Genomic DNA, 16,899 nt, shown 5'->3' on the forward strand with positions numbered 1-16,899 from the left:
AGAAACCCTGGCTTAACAGGGGGCATATACCGGCTGCACAAGGAGTCAGCACCATGATCACACTGTCACGGTTATTTATTCACCCGGTAAAATCCATGCGCGGCATGCAGGTTTCGCATGCTCAGGCTTTAGAGAGCGGCCTTGCCTTCGATCGCATCTTTATGCTTACCGAACCTGATGGCACCTTTATTACCGCGCGCCAGTATCCCGAAATGGTGTTGTTCACTCCGGCTTTAATTATGGGTGGTTTACAGCTCAGCGCACCCGATGGCAGTAGCGCAACGGTGCTGTTTGAGGATTTTCTCCCCGACAGTGAGCCCACTGAAGTCTGGGGAAGCCACTTCAGCGCCCTGATTGCCCCAGACAATATCAACCAGTGGCTGAGCAGCTTTTTCCCCCGACCACTTCAGCTACGTTGGGTTGGCCCCCGCATGACCCGCCGGGTAAAACATTTTGATCAGGTTCCTCTCGGATTCGCCGATGGTTTCCCCTATCTGTTGGTTAATGAAGCCTCACTGTTTGATTTACAACAGCGCTGCCCGGCAGGCGTGAGGATGGAACAGTTCCGCCCAAACCTGGTGATTACCGGTGCGGACGCCTGGGCCGAAGACGGCTGGTCAACGGTGAAGATCGGCGATGTGCTTTTCGATCTGCCCAAACCCTGCAGCCGCTGCGTGTTCACCACCATCAGCCCACAGCGTGGCCGCAAACATCCCAGCGGTGAACCGCTGTCCACGCTCCAGCGTTTTCGCAGCGCGCAGGACGGCAGCGGAGATATCGACTTCGGAATGAATCTGGTCGCCCGCAGCAGCGGCGTCATCCGGAGTGGCGACAGGCTTGAGGTGATTAAACGCCAGCCTGCCCGCGCCTACGGCAGCGGTGAAGTTACCGAAACGCTGACCGTCGATACACAACCGCCCGGTGAGGTGACCCTGAATTGGAACGGTCAGGCGTTCAGCGGCAACAATCAGCAGGTGCTGCTGGAGCAATTGGAAATGCAGGGGATTCGTATTCCCTACTCCTGCCGGGCAGGGATCTGCGGCAGTTGCAAAGTCACTCTGGTCAGTGGTGAGGTCAGCGCATTGAAAAAAGGAGCAATACGGAAGGATGGAACTATACTCAGCTGCAGCTGTATCCCGTCAGGGGATCTGATTCTACGCTAAGGATCTTGCGCGGTGAGTTACACCGCGCGAGCAAACCGCAGCGCATCAGGTTTAACCTGAGGCGTAAGACGATCGTGCATAATTTTTATCGCATCACCCAGCATCATACTGCGGCCGGCCAGAATGAGCTCCGGCTGAGCCAGCAGGCAAAGCGCCGCGTTCTCACCCGATTCAACGACGATCATTGTCGCCTGCTCACCGCTATCGCTAACGGTAACGCAAACCAGATCGCCTTCCTCAGGACGGAAGCCACCGTGCGTCTGAGTCACAAAATGCCAGCTCTTCGGCATCAGCGGCTTGAGGAAACGGGTCGCCACCAGCACGTTCAGCACCAATTCAGCGTGCTGTTCAGAATCCAGCTCTGCCTGGCGGCATCGCTCAGCAAAGGTGAAAAATAGTGCAGCGTCATCGACACAAAAGCCTGAAACATCAAAGGCATCCGGCGTGAGCATCTTGCGGGGAAAACGTGAGCGAAATGGCTGTTCACGAGCCAGGTCCAGCATCATACGGTCTTGTTCTGCGTCGAAAAACCAACGCCAGCTATCGTCCGGTTTTATCCTCATGATGAGTCCTGTAGTAATAAGGGTTACAGATGTCCGGAAAAATATTCATGGTCCGGGAAAAAAACGGCTGTTTTTTAACTTACAGCAACACGCCAAAATGACTTAATAGCGATCTAACAGAACAAAATATAAACGAGCCAGAGGCGAAAATAAAGCCCCTGGCATTTTTTACTCAAATATGGGTCACAATTTCTTTTATTAGTGGCGGACCTTTGTAAATAAAGCCGGAATATATTTGTACCAGTGAAGCTCCCGCTTCCATTTTTTCACGCGCTGAAACCAGGGAATCAATACCGCCCACGCCAATAATTGGCATGCTGCCCTTCAGCTCAGCTGAGAGTCGACGAATAATTTCCGTACTGCGCAGCTGTACGGGACGGCCACTCAGCCCACCGGCTTCATCACAATGTTTTAACCCTTTAATCAAAGAACGATCGAGGGTCGTATTGGTCGCAATAACGCCATCAATATTGTGTCGCTGCAAACTATCGGCAACCTGGATCAATTCTTCTTCAGAAAGATCGGGCGCGATCTTCACCGCGACAGGAACATATTTATGATGAAGCTGTTGAAGTTCACCCTGCCGGGTTTTAATCGCCTGCAGCAAATCATCCAGCGCTTCACCGTATTGCAGACTGCGAAGGCCCGGTGTGTTCGGCGAGGAAATGTTGATGGCGATATAGCCCGCGTACGGATAAATTTTATCCATGCAGGTTAAATAATCTTCTTTTCCCTGCTCAACCGGCGTGTCTTTATTCTTACCGATATTAATGCCGAGAATGCCGTCATAGTGGGCTTTCTTAACGTTCTCTACCAGATGGTCAACGCCAAGATTATTAAATCCCATGCGATTAATGATGCCCTGCGCTTCTACAACGCGGAACATGCGAGGCTTATCATTACCCGGCTGCGGACGCGGGGTGACCGTACCAATTTCAATAAAACCAAACCCCATTGCGCCAAAGGCATCAATGCATTCACCGTTTTTATCCAGCCCGGCAGCCAGCCCCAGCGGATTTTTAAACGTCAGCCCCATGCAATTAACCGGTTTAAACGGTAATGACTGGCGGATCAGGGCGGTGAAGGGGGTGCCGGAAAGGCGCGTCAGCTGCTGCAAAGTCAGTTCATGCGCGCGCTCAGGATCGAGCTGGAACAGCGCCTTACGAACGAGGGGATAGTACATGGTCACTCCTGAGGTCCCGATAGAAAATCGGGGTCGTATTATCCGGTATTCAGCCACTAAATGGAAACGTCGTGGCGTAAAAGCTAAAAAAAAGTGCGTCATGTTAGCGACACCGTCAACACCGCCAGCCGCTATATGAAAAAAATGGCAAAAAAATGCCGGATAAATCATTTAAGCCCCTCTTCCTGCTCTGTCAGGATAAGCCAATCAGTTCTTGAATGTGTTTAATTAATAACTTTTAGCTATAAGGAGTGGTTATGCGCGTTATTACTCTGGCGGGAAGCCCCCGCTTTCCCTCTCGCTCCACCGCACTGTTGACGGTGTGCCAGCATGCCCTTGAACAGCGCGGCGTTGAGGTGACTCCGTGGAATCTGCATAACTTCCATCCTGAAGATCTGCTTTACGCGCGCTTTGACTCCCCTGCCCTGCTGGCCTTTAAGGAGGATCTGGAAAAAGCCGACGGACTGATCGTTTCAACGCCGGTCTATAAAGCGTCTTTTGCCGGTGCGCTGAAAACCCTGCTCGATTTACTGCCGGAACGCGCGCTGGAACATAAGGTGGTTCTGCCGCTGGCCACCGGCGGCACCGTTGCCCACCTGCTGGCGGTCGATTATGCGCTGAAGCCGGTGCTTAACGCCCTGAAAGCACAGGAAGTACTCCACGGCGTATTTGCCGACGACAGCCAGATCGCCCACTACGACCGTCAGCCTGAATTATCCGCTGGACTGGCTGCACGCCTTGAGGAATCGGTAGATACCTTCTGGCATGCGCTGGCCCGCCGCCATCAACCGCTGGCCGCAGCCGTTTAACCCGTTTCTGTTTTCTGCTGGCGCAGCCACGCCCCTGAATTAAGGAGTAAAACGATGAGCCTGTCCGTCTTCTGGTTCCTTCCCACTCACGGTGATGGTCATTATCTGGGTACCAACCAGGGTGCCCGCCCGGTGGATTACACCTATCTGCAACAAATTGCCCAGGCAACAGACCGCCTGGGATTTGGCGGTGTGCTAATCCCGACAGGGCGATCGTGTGAGGACGCCTGGCTGGTTGCTGCTTCGCTGATTCCGGTGACACAGCGTCTGCGCTTTTTGGTTGCTCTTCGTCCGGGCGTCACATCACCGACCCATGCGGCTCGCCAGGCCGCGACGCTCGATCGTCTTTCCAACGGCCGCGCCCTGTTTAACCTGGTGACTGGTGGGGATGCGGAAGAACTGGCGGGTGACGGCGTGTTCCTCGACCACCGCGAACGCTATGCTGAGTCAGCAGAATTTACCCGCGTCTGGCGCCGGGTGCTGGAAGGCGAAACCGTTGATTATGAAGGTAAGCATGTCAATGTGCGCGGCGCACGGCTGATGTTTAAACCGGTACAACAGCCAAGGCCACCGCTGTGGTTCGGCGGCTCATCCGAGGTCGCTCAGGATCTGGCGGCGGAACAGGTCGATGTCTATCTGACATGGGGCGAACCTCCTGCACAGGTAAAAGAAAAAATTGCTCAGGTACAGGCAAAAGCCGCCGCACTGGGTCGTAAAGTACGCTTTGGTATCCGCCTCCACGTGATCGTCCGCGAAACCAATGAGGAAGCCTGGCAGGCCGCCGACCGACTGATCTCCCATCTTGATGATGCCACCATTGCCAAAGCCCAGGCCGCACTGGCTCGCACCGACTCCGTCGGCCAGCAGCGGATGGCCGCTCTGCACGGCGGCAAGCGGGACAAACTGGAGATCGCGCCGAATCTGTGGGCCGGAGTCGGTCTGGTGCGCGGCGGTGCCGGTACGGCCCTGGTCGGTGATGGCCCGACGGTAGCCGCAAGAATGCAGGAGTACGCTAACCTCGGCATTGAAACCTTTATTCTTTCCGGTTATCCGCATCTGGAAGAGGCCTATCGTGTGGGTGAACTGCTGTTCCCGCATCTCGATCTGGCGATCCCGGAGGTACCGCAGCCTGCGAAAATCAATGCCCACGGTGAGCACGTTGCGCATGATTTCGCGCCGCAGAAAGTTTCTCAAAGCTAACAACGCCCCGCCGTGCTGATGTGCGGACGTTTTGGTTTTACAGCAATACCCGCCGAGAGGGTTCAGAGGTAGGCATGAGTAAAGCAACTAAACATATCACCAATGCCCTGTTGCCGTGGGCGCTACCGGTACTGCTGGTCGTTGTCTGGCAGCTGGCATCTCAAACCGGCTGGCTTTCCACACGTATTCTGCCGTCCCCCGAGTCGGTGCTTGTCACTTTCTGGCGACTTTCCGCCAGCGGGGAACTGTGGCAGCATCTGGCTATCAGCGGCTGGCGCGCCCTGCTGGGCTTTGGCATAGGTGGTTCAATTGGTCTGCTGCTGGGCCTGATAACCGGCATGTCACGCCTGGGCGAGCGCCTGCTGGACACTTCCGTACAGATGCTGCGCAATGTCCCTCACCTGGCGCTAATACCGCTGGTAATACTGTGGTTTGGCATTGATGAATCCGCCAAGATCTTTCTGGTCGCCCTCGGCACCCTGTTCCCCATCTATCTGAATACCTATCACGGCATCCGTAATGTCGATCGCGGCCTGGTGGAAATGGCGCGCAGCTATGGACTCTCTGGCTGGAGCCTGTTTATCCAGGTCGTGCTGCCGGGTGCGCTGCCCTCAATTATGGTTGGCGTACGCTTCGCTCTTGGTCTGATGTGGCTGACGCTGATTGTCGCTGAAACAATTTCCGCCAATTCAGGTATCGGCTATCTGGCGATGAACGCCCGCGAATTTTTACAAACCGATGTGGTCGTGGTGGCGATCGTTCTTTACGCCCTGCTGGGGAAACTGGCTGATGTCAGCGCCCAGCTACTGGAGCGCGTCTGGCTGCGCTGGCATCCGGCATATCAACTAAAAGAGGAGAATGCATGAGCGAGCTAAGTTCTGCTCCGGCGCGTTTGAACGCAGGGACACCGTTAAACATTAACGGTGTCAGCAAACAGTACAATGGCCGCACCGTACTGAACAGCATCGATCTGCATATTCCCTCAGGACAATTTGTGGCAGTGGTCGGTCGCAGCGGCTGCGGTAAAAGTACCCTGTTACGGCTGCTGGCCGGGTTGGAGAAAGCCAGCAGCGGCGAACTTCTCGCCGGCAGCGCACCGCTCAACGAGGCGCGCGAAGATATCCGGCTAATGTTTCAGGATGCCCGATTACTGCCGTGGAAAAGCGTCATTGATAACGTCGGCCTGGGACTAAAAGGGCGTGACTGGAAGCAAAATGCGCTGGAGGCACTTGCCGCCGTCGGGCTGGCCGATCGCGCCGGAGAATGGCCCGCGGCCCTCTCGGGCGGTCAGAAACAGCGTGTGGCACTGGCCAGAGCGCTGATTCATCGTCCAGGACTGCTGTTACTGGATGAGCCACTCGGTGCGCTGGATGCCTTAACGCGGATTGAAATGCAGGACCTGATTGAATCGCTGTGGCAGCAGCATCATTTTACCGTGCTGCTGGTGACGCACGACGTCAGCTAAGCGGTGGCGATGGCAGACCGCGTGCTGTTAATAGAGGAGGGAAATATTGGCCTCGATCTGAGTATTGACCTGCCGCGCCCGCGACGGAAAGGCTCCGTACGGCTGGCCGAGCTGGAAGCCGAAGTCCTCGATCGCGTGCTGAAGCGCCCGGCAGCTCCCGCTGAACCGCGCTACGCACAGCGCTAAAAATAAAGGGGGCGATGTAATCGCCCCCTTTGCTTAACGCTGGCACCAAATTCAGGCGTTCAGCGCTTTCTCGATTTTCTCGAACAGGTCGCCAGAAAGTTTATCCAGCCCCTTCAACTGCTCCAGCGCTTTACGCATCAACGCCTGGCGGGAGGCATCGTAACGCTTCAGACGAATCAGCGGTTCGATCAGCCGTGCCGCAATCTGCGGATTGCGGGTATTCAAATCGGTCAGCATTTCAACCAGGAACTGATAGCCGCTGCCGTCCTGCGCATGGAACGCCGACGGATTGGCTGCGGCAAACGCCCCGACCAGCGAGCGAACGCGGTTCGGGTTACCGAGAGTGAACGAACGGTGATTCAGCAATGCTCTGACCTGGGTCAGCACATCCTCAGCCGGGCTGGTTGCCTGCAGGGCAAACCATTTGTCCATCACCAGTCCGTCATGATGCCAGCGCTCATCAAACGCCGCCAGCAGCTCAGTACGACACGGCAGCTGTGCTGCGACAGACGCGGCCAGCGCAGCGATACTGTCGGTCATATTGTTAGCATGGTGATACTGATCGCTGACCAGTTTATCCGCCGCCGCCGCATCACCGAACGCCAGATAGCTCAGGCAGACATTTTTCAGCGCACGCTGGCCGATATCCGCATGTTCAATACGATATTCAGCGGTTTGATTCGCCCGATATACTGCCAGCAGCTCATCCGTCAGTTCCTCAGCCAGCGTGCGTACCAGCGCTTCGCGTACCGCCGCGATTGCCTGTGGATCGATGGTATCGAACAGCTCGGCAATTTCATTTTCACTCGGCAGCGTCAGGATTAACGCCATCAGCGCCGGATCGCTGTTCTCTTCTAACAGCACTGCGCGGAAGGCATCCGCCACGTGCAGCGGCAGAGAAAGCAGCTGCCCTTGCTGATAGCGGGCAACGTTCAGCCGGATATGATTCACCATCAGACTCTGCGCAGCATCCCAGCGCGAAAAATCGTTACGCGCGTGGCGCATCAGGAAGGTGAGCTGCGCGTCGCTCCAGTTGTAATCCAGTTTGACCGGTGCGGAGAACTCACGCAGCAGCGAAGGTACAGGCTGGACTGGAACGCCATCAAAAACAAACGTCTGGAAGCTTTCGGTAACGTTCAGCACGTTATGTACAGGGTGGCCATTGTGCTGCAGCGGAATTACCTGACCTTTGCTGTCGTACAGCTCAATATCCAGCGGAATATGCAGCGGCAGTTTCTCCTGACGATCGGCGGTCGGCGGTGTCATCTGGGTGACGTGCAGCGTATATTGCTCAAGCTCAGGGTTATAGTCATCGCGCACGCTCAGTACCGGTGTACCCGACTGGCTGTACCAGCGGCGGAACTGCGACAGATCGACATTCGATGCGTCTTCCATCGCCTGCACAAAGTCATCACAGGTTGCCGCACTGCCGTCATGACGTTCGAAATAGAGCTGCATGCCTTTCTGGAAGCCCGCTTCGCCCAGCAGCGTGTGCATCATGCGGATCACTTCCGAACCTTTTTCATACACCGTCAGCGTGTAGAAGTTGTTCATCTCGATCACCTGCTCCGGGCGAATCGGATGCGCCATCGGGCTGGCATCTTCCGCAAACTGCGCGCCGCGCATCACGCGCACGTTGTCAATACGGTTAACCGGGCGGGAGCCCAGATCCGAACTGAACTCCTGATCGCGGAACACGGTCAGCCCCTCTTTCAGGCTGAGCTGGAACCAGTCGCGGCAGGTCACGCGGTTTCCGGTCCAGTTATGGAAATATTCGTGGCCGATCACCGCCTCAATACCGAGATAATCTTTATCGGTCGCGGTTTCCGCCTTCGCCAGTACGTATTTAGAGTTAAAGACGTTCAGGCCTTTATTTTCCATGGCGCCCATGTTGAAGAAATCAACGGCCACGATCATAAAGATATCCAGGTCATATTCCAGACCGAAGCGCTCTTCATCCCACTTCATGCTGTTTTTCAGCGAGGTCATCGCCCAGTCGGCGCGGTCAAGGTTGCCGCGATCGACAAAGATCTCCAGCGCCACATCGCGGCCGGAGCGGGTGTGGAAACTGTCACGCAGCACGTCAAAATCACCGGCAACCAGCGCAAACAGGTAGCAGGGTTTCGGGAACGGGTCCTGCCATTTGGTCCAGTGACGGCCACCTTCAAGTTCGCCGCCATCAATTCGGTTGCCGTTCGACAGTAAATAAGGATACAACGCCTGCTCGGCAATAATGGTTGTCGTGAAGCGGGCCAGTACGTCCGGGCGGTCAAGATACCAGGTTATATGACGGAAACCTTCCGCTTCACACTGGGTACACAGGGCCTCGCCGGATTTGTACAATCCCTCAAGTGCGGTGTTTTTATCCGGGTGGATCTCATTAACAATTTTCAGCGTAAACGCGTCAGGCAGGTGGCTGATAATTAACGCCCCCTCTTCCAGCCGATAATGCTCCCAGGGCTGTTCATCGACGGCAATCGACACCAGCGACAGATCTTCGCCGTCCAGACGCAGCTCAGCGTCAGAGTGCGCCAGTCGCTTAATCTGACTAACGGCGGTCACCCTGGTAGTACTGGCATTAAGATCGAACGTCAGATCGATATCGGTAATCGTGTAGTCGGGTGCACGATAATCATGGCGGTTCTTAGCTTGCGGCAGTTGCGTCATAAGTCCTTCTCACGTCGATAATTAATTTAACATTTCAAGTTTATTCCTGTTATCGCACGGTTGCCACGTTGATTCCACACGAAACGCGGGATTGATGGAAAATGATACATACTGTTAACATGAGCACATAATGTCCTCGACCAGCCCGTCTGAATTGTGCTGTGATCGGGTTCAATAAATGAGTATTCGGGTTATACTCCTGCGACTTTTTTCCATTTGAACCAGGGATAACGCTCTTCGCCAGAGGATGCTGAAACGCACCATGACACGACACGCTTCCCCGATTTTGACTACGCTTCTGGACACCGACGCCTACAAACTTCATATGCAGCAGGCGGTTTTTCACCGGTATCATGACGTTACGGTTGCAGCTGAATTTCGCTGCCGTGGTGACGATATGCTGGGCCTGTATGCCGATGAAATCGTGCAGCAGATAAAGATGATGGCTACGCTGGCGTTGAACGATCAAGAGTTCACCTATCTCTCCGGCCTGCCTTTCTTTACCGCTGACTATCTCGCCTGGCTAAGGGAATTCCGATACGATCCGCAACAGGTTCAGGTACGCAATAATCTGGGCAAGCTGGATATCCGTATCAGCGGCCCGTGGCGTGAAGTAATTATGTGGGAAGTCCCACTACTTGCGTTGATCAGTGAAGTCGTGCATCGCCACCGCTCTCCGCTGGTGACGGCTGAAATGGCCGTCGATAAGCTCAAAAGCAAGCTCGACCAGTTCGCCGATTTGACCGCCGATCTGGATATGTCGCGCTTCCGTTTGATGGACTTTGGCACACGCCGCCGCTTCTCGTGGGATGTGCATCTGGCGATTGTCAGCACGCTGAAGCAGGATTTCCCTTGGCTGGTAGGTTCGAGCAATTATGAGATTGCCCGTCGGCTGGATATCGCGCCAATGGGCACGCAGGCCCATGAATGGTTCCAGGCACATCAGCAAATCAGCCCGGTACTGGCGAACAGTCAGCGCGCAGCACTGCAGGCCTGGCTGGAAGAGTACCCCGATCAGTTGGGTATCGCCCTCACCGACTGCATTACGATGGATGCCTTCCTGCGCGATTTTGGCCGCAACTTTGCCAGCGCCTATCAGGGGTTGCGCCATGATTCCGGTGAACCCCAGGAGTGGGGAGAAAAAGCGATTGCCCATTATCAGCAGTTGGGAATCGACCCGCTCAGCAAAACACTGGTGTTCTCCGATAATCTGGATCTCGACAGCGCCGTGGCGCTTTACCGCTATTTCGGCCAGCGTATTAACGTGGCGTTCGGTATTGGCACACGCCTGACCTGCGATATTCCTCAGGTTAAACCGCTAAACATCGTCATTAAACTGGTCGAGTGTAACGGCAAACCGGTAGCCAAGCTTTCCGACAGCCCCGGCAAAACGATTTGCCAGGATCAGGCCTTCGTTCGCGCACTGCGTAAAGCTTTCGATCTGCCGCTGGTGAAGAAAGCCAGTTAGGACTTCCATCAGGGCCAGATGCTTTCTGGCCCGCAACTCCGCCAATACTGAATAAATCTCCCCACATTCATTGAATTCCTCTTGTTTCTCCTCGCCCGGCAAGTAACATAGCAAGACCCAAAATTTGGGGTAACCATTCCTATTCAGATCAATAGTGAGAGACTTATATGAGCGTTGTGCCTGTAGCGGATGTACTGCACGGCCGGGTTGCGGTTGACAGCGAAGTCACCGTACGTGGCTGGGTGCGTACCCGAAGAGATTCAAAAGCCGGTATTTCCTTTATCGCCGTTTATGACGGCTCCTGCTTTAATCCCGTTCAGGCTGTGGTCAATAATTCTCTGAATAATTATCAGGATGAAGTACTGCGTCTGACCACCGGCTGTTCAGTGATTGTTACCGGCAAAGTGGTGGAATCTCCGGGCGAAGGACAGAGCTTTGAGATTCAGGCGACCCACGTAGAAGTGGTTGGCTGGGTTGACGATCCGGATACTTATCCGATGGCGGCTAAGCGCCACAGCATTGAATATCTGCGAGAAGTGGCTCACCTGCGCCCGCGTACCAACCTGATTGGCGCGGTTGCCCGCGTGCGCCATACGCTGGCCCAGGCGCTGCATCGCTTCTTTGACGAGCAGGGGTTCTTCTGGGTATCTACTCCACTGATCACCGCTTCCGATACCGAAGGTGCCGGTGAGATGTTCCGCGTATCCACGCTGGATCTGGAAAACCTGCCGCGCACGCCGGAAGGCAAGGTCAACTACGAAGAAGATTTCTTCGGCAGAGAGTCGTTCCTGACCGTATCTGGCCAGCTGAACGGTGAAACCTACGCCAGCGCAATCTCTAAAATTTACACCTTCGGCCCAACCTTCCGCGCCGAGAACTCTAACACCAGCCGTCACCTGGCTGAGTTTTGGATGCTGGAGCCTGAAATCGCCTTTGCCGATCTGGAAGATAACGCCGCGCTGGCCGAAGCGATGCTGAAATACGTCTTTAAAGCCGTATTGGAAGAACGTGCCGATGATATGGCCTTCTTCGCCGAGCGCGTAGATAAAGATGCCATCACTCGCCTGGAGCGGTTTGTTACCACCGACTTTGCCCAGGTCGATTACACCGAAGCGGTAGAGATCCTGCTGGCATCCGGCCAGGCCTTTGAGAATCCGGTTTCATGGGGTATCGATCTCTCCTCTGAGCACGAACGTTACCTGGCCGAGAAGCATTTCAAAGCCCCGGTCGTAGTGAAAAACTATCCGAAAGACATCAAAGCGTTCTATATGCGCCTGAACGATGACGGTAAAACCGTTGCGGCGATGGACGTTCTGGCTCCGGGAATTGGTGAAATCATCGGAGGTTCCCAGCGTGAAGAACGTTTAGACGTTCTTGATGCACGTCTGGCAGAAATGGGGCTGAATAAAGAAGATTACTGGTGGTATCGCGATCTTCGTCGTTACGGTACCGTTCCTCACTCAGGGTTCGGTTTAGGTTTCGAACGATTAATCGCCTATGTCACCGGGGTACAAAATGTAAGGGATGTTATCGCATTCCCACGTACGCCGCGGAACGCTTCTTTCTGATTTCAGAATTAAATATAAGAAATTCATATATATACAAAGGCCAGCCACGCTGGCCTTTTTTTATTTTTGTAAATTTTGAGTTGACTCACAAAGTTCCCTGTTTTTTACATCTTGTTACACACATTTTCTTATTGTAACTAGAATAGGATATTAGTAGCATTTTCCAACTAGATTAACCGCGCTACGAATGGAAAGATGCGTGCAGACACAGGAAGACACCAAACTCTCATCATAGTTCTGTAACGAATTATTGACGGCAGTGGCAGGTGTCCAAATAACTCCAATGAGGGTAATAAAAATGATGAAGCGCAACATTCTTGCAGTGGTAATCCCAGCTCTGTTAGCAGCTGGTGCAGCCAACGCAGCAGAAATCTACAACAAAGACGGCAACAAACTGGATCTGTACGGTAAAGTTGATGCGCGTCACACTTTCTCTGACAACGCTGGCGACGACGGCGATGCAACTTATGTGCGTTTCGGTTTTAAAGGCGAAACTCAGATCAATGACCAGCTGACCGGTTACGGCCAGTGGGAATACAACGTCCAGGCTAACCACACTGAAGGCGGCGCTGACGTTCAAGACGGTAACAAAACCCGTCTGGGCTTTGCTGGTCTGAAATTCGGCGACGCGGGTTCATTCGACTACGGTCGTAACTACGGCGTGATCTACGACGCAATGTCTTACACTGACCAGCTGCCAGTGTTCGGCGATGACACCCTGTACCAGGACAACGACAACTTCCTGATCGGTCGTTCTTCAGGTGTTGCTACTTACCGTAACAGCAACTTCTTCGGTCTGGTTGACGGCCTGAGCTTCGCTGTACAGTACCAGGGCAAAAACGAAGGCCGTGAAGTTCAACTTCAGAACGGCGACGGCTGGGGTACTTCTGTAGCCTATGACACCGGCATGGGCATCAGCGCAGTAGGTTCTTACTTCTCTGCTAACCGTACCGTTGATCAGAAAGCAGACGGCACCGGCGACAAAGCGGATGCATACGGTCTGGGTCTGAAATATGACGCGAACAACGTATACCTGGCGGCGTTCTACGGTGAATCCCGTAACACCACCAACTACGGCAACACCGGCGTAGCTGCTAACAAAACAACCAACTTCGAAGTGGTTGCACAGTACCAGTTCGACTTCGGTCTGCGCCCATCCATCGCTTACCTGCAGTCTAAAGGTAAGGAACTGGACGGCTTCAGCGGTAACGGTTCTACCTTCGGCGGCGGCGATGCTGACCTGGTTAAATACATCGAAGTGGGTACCTACTACTACTTCAACAAAAACATGTCTACCTACGTTGACTACAAAATCAACCTGCTGGATGACACTGATTACACCCGTGCAGCCGGTCGCTCTACCGACGACGTTGTTGGTGTTGGCCTGCAGTACCAGTTCTAATTGCCTTTTGCCGGTGGGATATCCCACCGCGCAATTTGCAACAAACGGGGCTTCGGCCCCGTTTTTGTTTTTCCATTATCCCCGTTCTGCCAATTTACAGCCCATTACACAGACTCTGCGATCCCCTTCCCAGCCCGGTGATAAATCCACGCTCGTCTAGATATAAAGGGTGATATTTCCAACAGCTGCCGTACACTCATTCTCAGGCAAGGACCTGCATAAGGAAGAGAGTATGGACATCATGATCAATCGTATTGAACAGCTTGAAAAAGACACCGGCCAAATTAAAATCGACCTCGCCTGCCTGATGGCGCGCTCAGAAACATTTGCCACCAAAACTGATTTGGCGGAGCTGAGAACGGAAATGCATCAGAGCCTGGTGGGCATCCATAAAGAAATGGGCGGCATGCACAAAGAGATTGGCAGTATGCACCGAGAGATAACTAACCAGACTCGCTGGATAATTGCTACCGCCGTCGCCATTGCCGCTACCTGCATGACCATCGTCAAAGTTTTCTTTTAATGAAGCTTGATCTTTACCCGGCTTTTTTAGCGCAAACGGTTGGCAATTTCAGCTTTCTGACGGTAACCTGATTGCTCACTTCGCTTTAGATTAAGCTAACGGACTTCAATTATGTTTGAACGTATTGCAGCTGCACCCGCCGATCCCATTCTTGGTTTAGCCGACCTGTTTCGTGCTGACGATCGCCCAAATAAGATCAACCTCGGTATCGGGGTGTATAAAGATGAAACCGGCAAAACGCCGGTGCTGGCCAGCGTAAAAAAAGCTGAGCAGTATCTGCTGGAAAACGAAACAACCAAAAATTACCTTAGCATTGACGGTATTGCTGACTTTGCTCGCTGCACGCAGGAACTTCTGTTTTCAGCCGACAGCGCCATCATCAGCGCTAAACGTGCGCGCACGGCACAAACGCCAGGTGGTACCGGTGCGCTGCGTATTGCTGCGGACTTTATTGCTAACCAGACCAGCGCTAAACGCGTCTGGGTGAGCAATCCTAGCTGGCCGAACCATAAGAACGTGTTTGCCGCTGCCGGGCTGGAAGTCTGTGAATACGCGTATTACGATGCCGCTAATCATGCTCTCGATTTTGATGCACTGGTCAGCAGCCTGGACGCCGCGCAGGCCGGAGACGTGGTTCTGTTCCACGGCTGCTGCCATAACCCGACCGGCATCGACCCAACGGCAGAACAGTGGCAAGCACTGGCAAAACTATCGCTGGCTAAAGGATGGCTACCGCTGTTCGACTTCGCCTATCAGGGCTTCGCACGTGGCCTTGAAGAAGACGCAGAAGGCCTGCGCATCTTTGCCGTCAGCCACCAGGAGCTGATTGTTTGCAGTTCCTATTCGAAGAACTTTGGCCTGTATAACGAGCGCGTAGGCGCATTTACGCTGGTGGCCGCTGAAGCAGCCGTTGCAGATACCGCATTTAGCCAGGTTAAAGCGACAATTCGTGCTAACTACTCTAACCCACCGTCTCACGGTGCAGCTGTCGTCGCGACTATCCTCAGTAACACGGCTCTTCGCGCGCTATGGGAGCAGGAACTGGCCGATATGCGCCAGCGCATCCAGCGTATGCGTCAGCTATTTGTTAATACGCTGCAGGAAAAAGGCGCGAAGGGTGATTTCAGCTTTATCATCAGCCAGAACGGTATGTTCTCATTCAGCGGCCTGACAAAAGACCAGGTCGTACGCCTGCGTGATGAGTTTGGTGTCTATGCGGTTAATTCCGGCCGCGTTAACGTGGCGGGTATGACACCTGATAATATGTCAGCGCTGTGTGAAGCAATCGTCGCCGTACTGTAATTCGCTACGGACGAAATAATAAAGCCTGCGTTTGCAGGCTTTTTTATTTATTGCAGGAAAGGATTGCTGATTCTTTCCCGCCCAAGCGTTGAGATTGGGCCGTGACCGGGAATGAACGTCACGTCATCTCCCAGTGGTAACAGTTTCGTATGGATAGAAGCGATCAAATCGCTGTGGTTGCCCTGTGGGAAATCAGACCGCCCTACGCCACCGTTGAAAATGACGTCGCCAGAAACCAGCAGCCGACCAACCCGGTCAAAAAACACGATGTGGCCTGGGGTATGCCCCGGGCAAAGCAGGACTTCCAGCGTAACGTTACCTACAGCCACCGTTTCGCCCTCTTCCAGCCAGCGATCTGGCGTCAGGGGTGCACAGTAACCAAAGCCAAACATCTGACTCTGAGTCGGTAATCCTTCCAGCCAGAACAGGTCAGCTTTATGAGGTCCGACAATCTTAACACCGTAGTGTTCTGCTAACTCGGCGGCGGCCCCGACGTGATCGAGATGCCCGTGGGTCAACAGAATCTGCTTCAGTTCCACATTCAGAGCGGCAATTTCTTGTTTGATCTTGTCCGCATCACCACCCGGATCGACCAGAGCGGCTTCCCGGGTTTCCGGGCACCAAATCACCGAACAGTTCTGCGAGAAAGCCGTAACGGGAATAATATGATAGTTCATAACGCTCCACTGCCGGCAACGACAAAAGGCCGGCGTTCCATTTTACCAGTGCCTTACAGGACCGGTATCAATATGCACAAAGTTACTACTCGGATAGTATCCTACACCACCCGCTCGCAGAGCGAGAGCAGCTTTGCGCACATTGCTGAGAGCAATGCCGTCAATATGGAAATCCATCGCCTGGCCGAGGGTATGGTAGCTGTGTTTAGCCACGCCACGGCTATGGGATCGCAGGGAGTTATTTGTCGCGAGTGAACGATAGCCTGAAATCAGCTGTACAGGTTTACGAGTATCCAGCATGGTCTGTAAACGGAAGAGCTGATCAAAGAGATGTGGATCGATAGTCTTTATTTTGTTCGCCCGGTAATCGCGGAAAAAATGATTCAGACGCGCTAATTCGTCCTTGTCATATTTTTTACCATTAAAAAATTCCGTTTTCAGGCTTTCACCGGTATTCAGATTGCTTAGCGTCAATACCCGAGGACGGGAGGTGGAAAGCGAAGCAAATGCCTGTGTCGGAAAGAGAGCAACGCCAAGCGCAGCCCCCCCTAACGCCAACAATTTACGGCGGTTAGAGTCGAATTTGTCCATTAATCAGTATTACCTGGAAAAGTAGTTGGAAACGTGCTTTTACAACACTGCCCAAAACCTTACCGATGTAACAAACCCCCGTCAACCCGACAAAATGTAAACCGGCGCAGAGAAGCTATACACTCCCGCTGC

General features: G+C 53.7%; 14 protein-coding genes and 1 pseudogene. 10 read left to right on the plus strand and 5 right to left on the minus strand.

The genetic code is table 11. The features are described from left to right. The first annotated feature begins 53 nt into the window (after positions 1–53). Positions 54–1,163: a YcbX family protein gene (locus tag OMR58_RS09190; protein ID WP_264545755.1), complete on the plus strand. Its 1,110-nt coding sequence runs from the start codon at positions 54–56 to the stop codon at positions 1,161–1,163. A 17-nt stretch (positions 1,164–1,180) separates the two neighbouring features. Here the strand turns inward: OMR58_RS09190 and OMR58_RS09195 are convergent, their stop codons facing one another. Both OMR58_RS09195 and pyrD read right to left on the minus strand, forming a co-directional pair. After that, positions 1,181–1,726 carry a cell division protein ZapC gene (locus tag OMR58_RS09195; protein WP_105593416.1) on the minus strand — a complete coding sequence of 182 codons (546 nt, stop codon included), beginning with the start codon at positions 1,724–1,726 and terminating at the stop codon, positions 1,181–1,183. Between the two features lie 172 nt (positions 1,727–1,898). Continuing rightward, positions 1,899–2,909 (minus strand): quinone-dependent dihydroorotate dehydrogenase, encoded by a 1,011-nt coding sequence (gene pyrD / locus OMR58_RS09200; RefSeq protein ID WP_105593417.1) that lies wholly within the window; start codon positions 2,907–2,909, stop codon positions 1,899–1,901. 257 nt (positions 2,910–3,166) lie between these two features. On the opposite strand from pyrD, the gene ssuE reads away from it, so the two are divergent. From ssuE to ssuB, 4 genes and pseudogenes are all read left to right on the plus strand, one after another. Beyond that, positions 3,167–3,718: an NADPH-dependent FMN reductase gene (ssuE, locus tag OMR58_RS09205; RefSeq protein ID WP_105593418.1), complete on the plus strand. Its 552-nt coding sequence runs from the start codon at positions 3,167–3,169 to the stop codon at positions 3,716–3,718. A gap of 54 nt (positions 3,719–3,772) precedes the next feature. Then, positions 3,773–4,918, plus strand: a complete 1,146-nt coding sequence (gene ssuD / locus OMR58_RS09210; RefSeq protein ID WP_264545756.1) for an FMNH2-dependent alkanesulfonate monooxygenase — start codon at positions 3,773–3,775, stop codon at positions 4,916–4,918. A gap of 74 nt (positions 4,919–4,992) precedes the next feature. Continuing rightward, entirely contained in the window at positions 4,993–5,784 is a 792-nt protein-coding gene (gene ssuC / locus OMR58_RS09215) for an aliphatic sulfonate ABC transporter permease SsuC (RefSeq protein WP_264545757.1), read from the plus strand. Continuing rightward, a pseudogene (gene ssuB / locus OMR58_RS09220) lies at positions 5,781–6,569 on the plus strand (aliphatic sulfonates ABC transporter ATP-binding protein). The gene ssuC and the pseudogene ssuB overlap by 4 nt, the downstream one beginning before the upstream one ends. A gap of 51 nt (positions 6,570–6,620) precedes the next feature. On the opposite strand, the gene pepN reads toward ssuB, so the two are convergent. Continuing rightward, entirely contained in the window at positions 6,621–9,236 is a 2,616-nt protein-coding gene (pepN, locus tag OMR58_RS09225; protein WP_264545758.1) for an aminopeptidase N, read from the minus strand. 262 nt (positions 9,237–9,498) lie between these two features. Here pepN and pncB point away from each other — a divergent pair, with 262 nt between their 5' ends. The 5 genes from pncB (at position 9,499) to OMR58_RS09250 (ending at position 15,499) form a co-directional block, all read left to right on the plus strand. Further along, positions 9,499–10,704 carry a nicotinate phosphoribosyltransferase gene (gene pncB, locus OMR58_RS09230; protein ID WP_264545759.1) on the plus strand — a complete coding sequence of 402 codons (1,206 nt, stop codon included), beginning with the start codon at positions 9,499–9,501 and terminating at the stop codon, positions 10,702–10,704. A gap of 167 nt (positions 10,705–10,871) precedes the next feature. Further along, on the plus strand, positions 10,872–12,272 hold the full coding sequence (gene asnS, locus OMR58_RS09235) for an asparagine--tRNA ligase (RefSeq protein ID WP_264545760.1): 1,401 nt from the start codon (positions 10,872–10,874) through the stop codon (positions 12,270–12,272). Between the two features lie 298 nt (positions 12,273–12,570). Continuing rightward, complete coding sequence (gene ompC / locus OMR58_RS09240) at positions 12,571–13,674, plus strand: porin OmpC (protein WP_279355976.1); 1,104 nt, start codon at positions 12,571–12,573, stop codon at positions 13,672–13,674. A 232-nt stretch (positions 13,675–13,906) separates the two neighbouring features. After that, the gene (locus tag OMR58_RS09245; RefSeq protein WP_200561422.1) at positions 13,907–14,197 is read left to right on the plus strand and encodes a hypothetical protein; all 291 of its coding nucleotides are present in this window, start codon (positions 13,907–13,909) and stop codon (positions 14,195–14,197) included. A 111-nt stretch (positions 14,198–14,308) separates the two neighbouring features. Next, positions 14,309–15,499: an amino acid aminotransferase gene (locus OMR58_RS09250; RefSeq protein ID WP_264545761.1), complete on the plus strand. Its 1,191-nt coding sequence runs from the start codon at positions 14,309–14,311 to the stop codon at positions 15,497–15,499. 47 nt (positions 15,500–15,546) lie between these two features. Here the strand turns inward: OMR58_RS09250 and OMR58_RS09255 are convergent, their stop codons facing one another. Continuing rightward, entirely contained in the window at positions 15,547–16,176 is a 630-nt protein-coding gene (locus tag OMR58_RS09255) for an MBL fold metallo-hydrolase (RefSeq protein WP_200561426.1), read from the minus strand. A 42-nt stretch (positions 16,177–16,218) separates the two neighbouring features. Beyond that, positions 16,219–16,767: a YcbK family protein gene (locus tag OMR58_RS09260; protein ID WP_264545762.1), complete on the minus strand. Its 549-nt coding sequence runs from the start codon at positions 16,765–16,767 to the stop codon at positions 16,219–16,221. Positions 16,768–16,899 lie beyond the last annotated feature (132 nt).

It is taken from the genome of Erwinia sp. INIA01, from assembly GCF_025947915.1.
Classification (GTDB): domain Bacteria; phylum Pseudomonadota; class Gammaproteobacteria; order Enterobacterales; family Enterobacteriaceae; genus Erwinia; species Erwinia coffeiphila.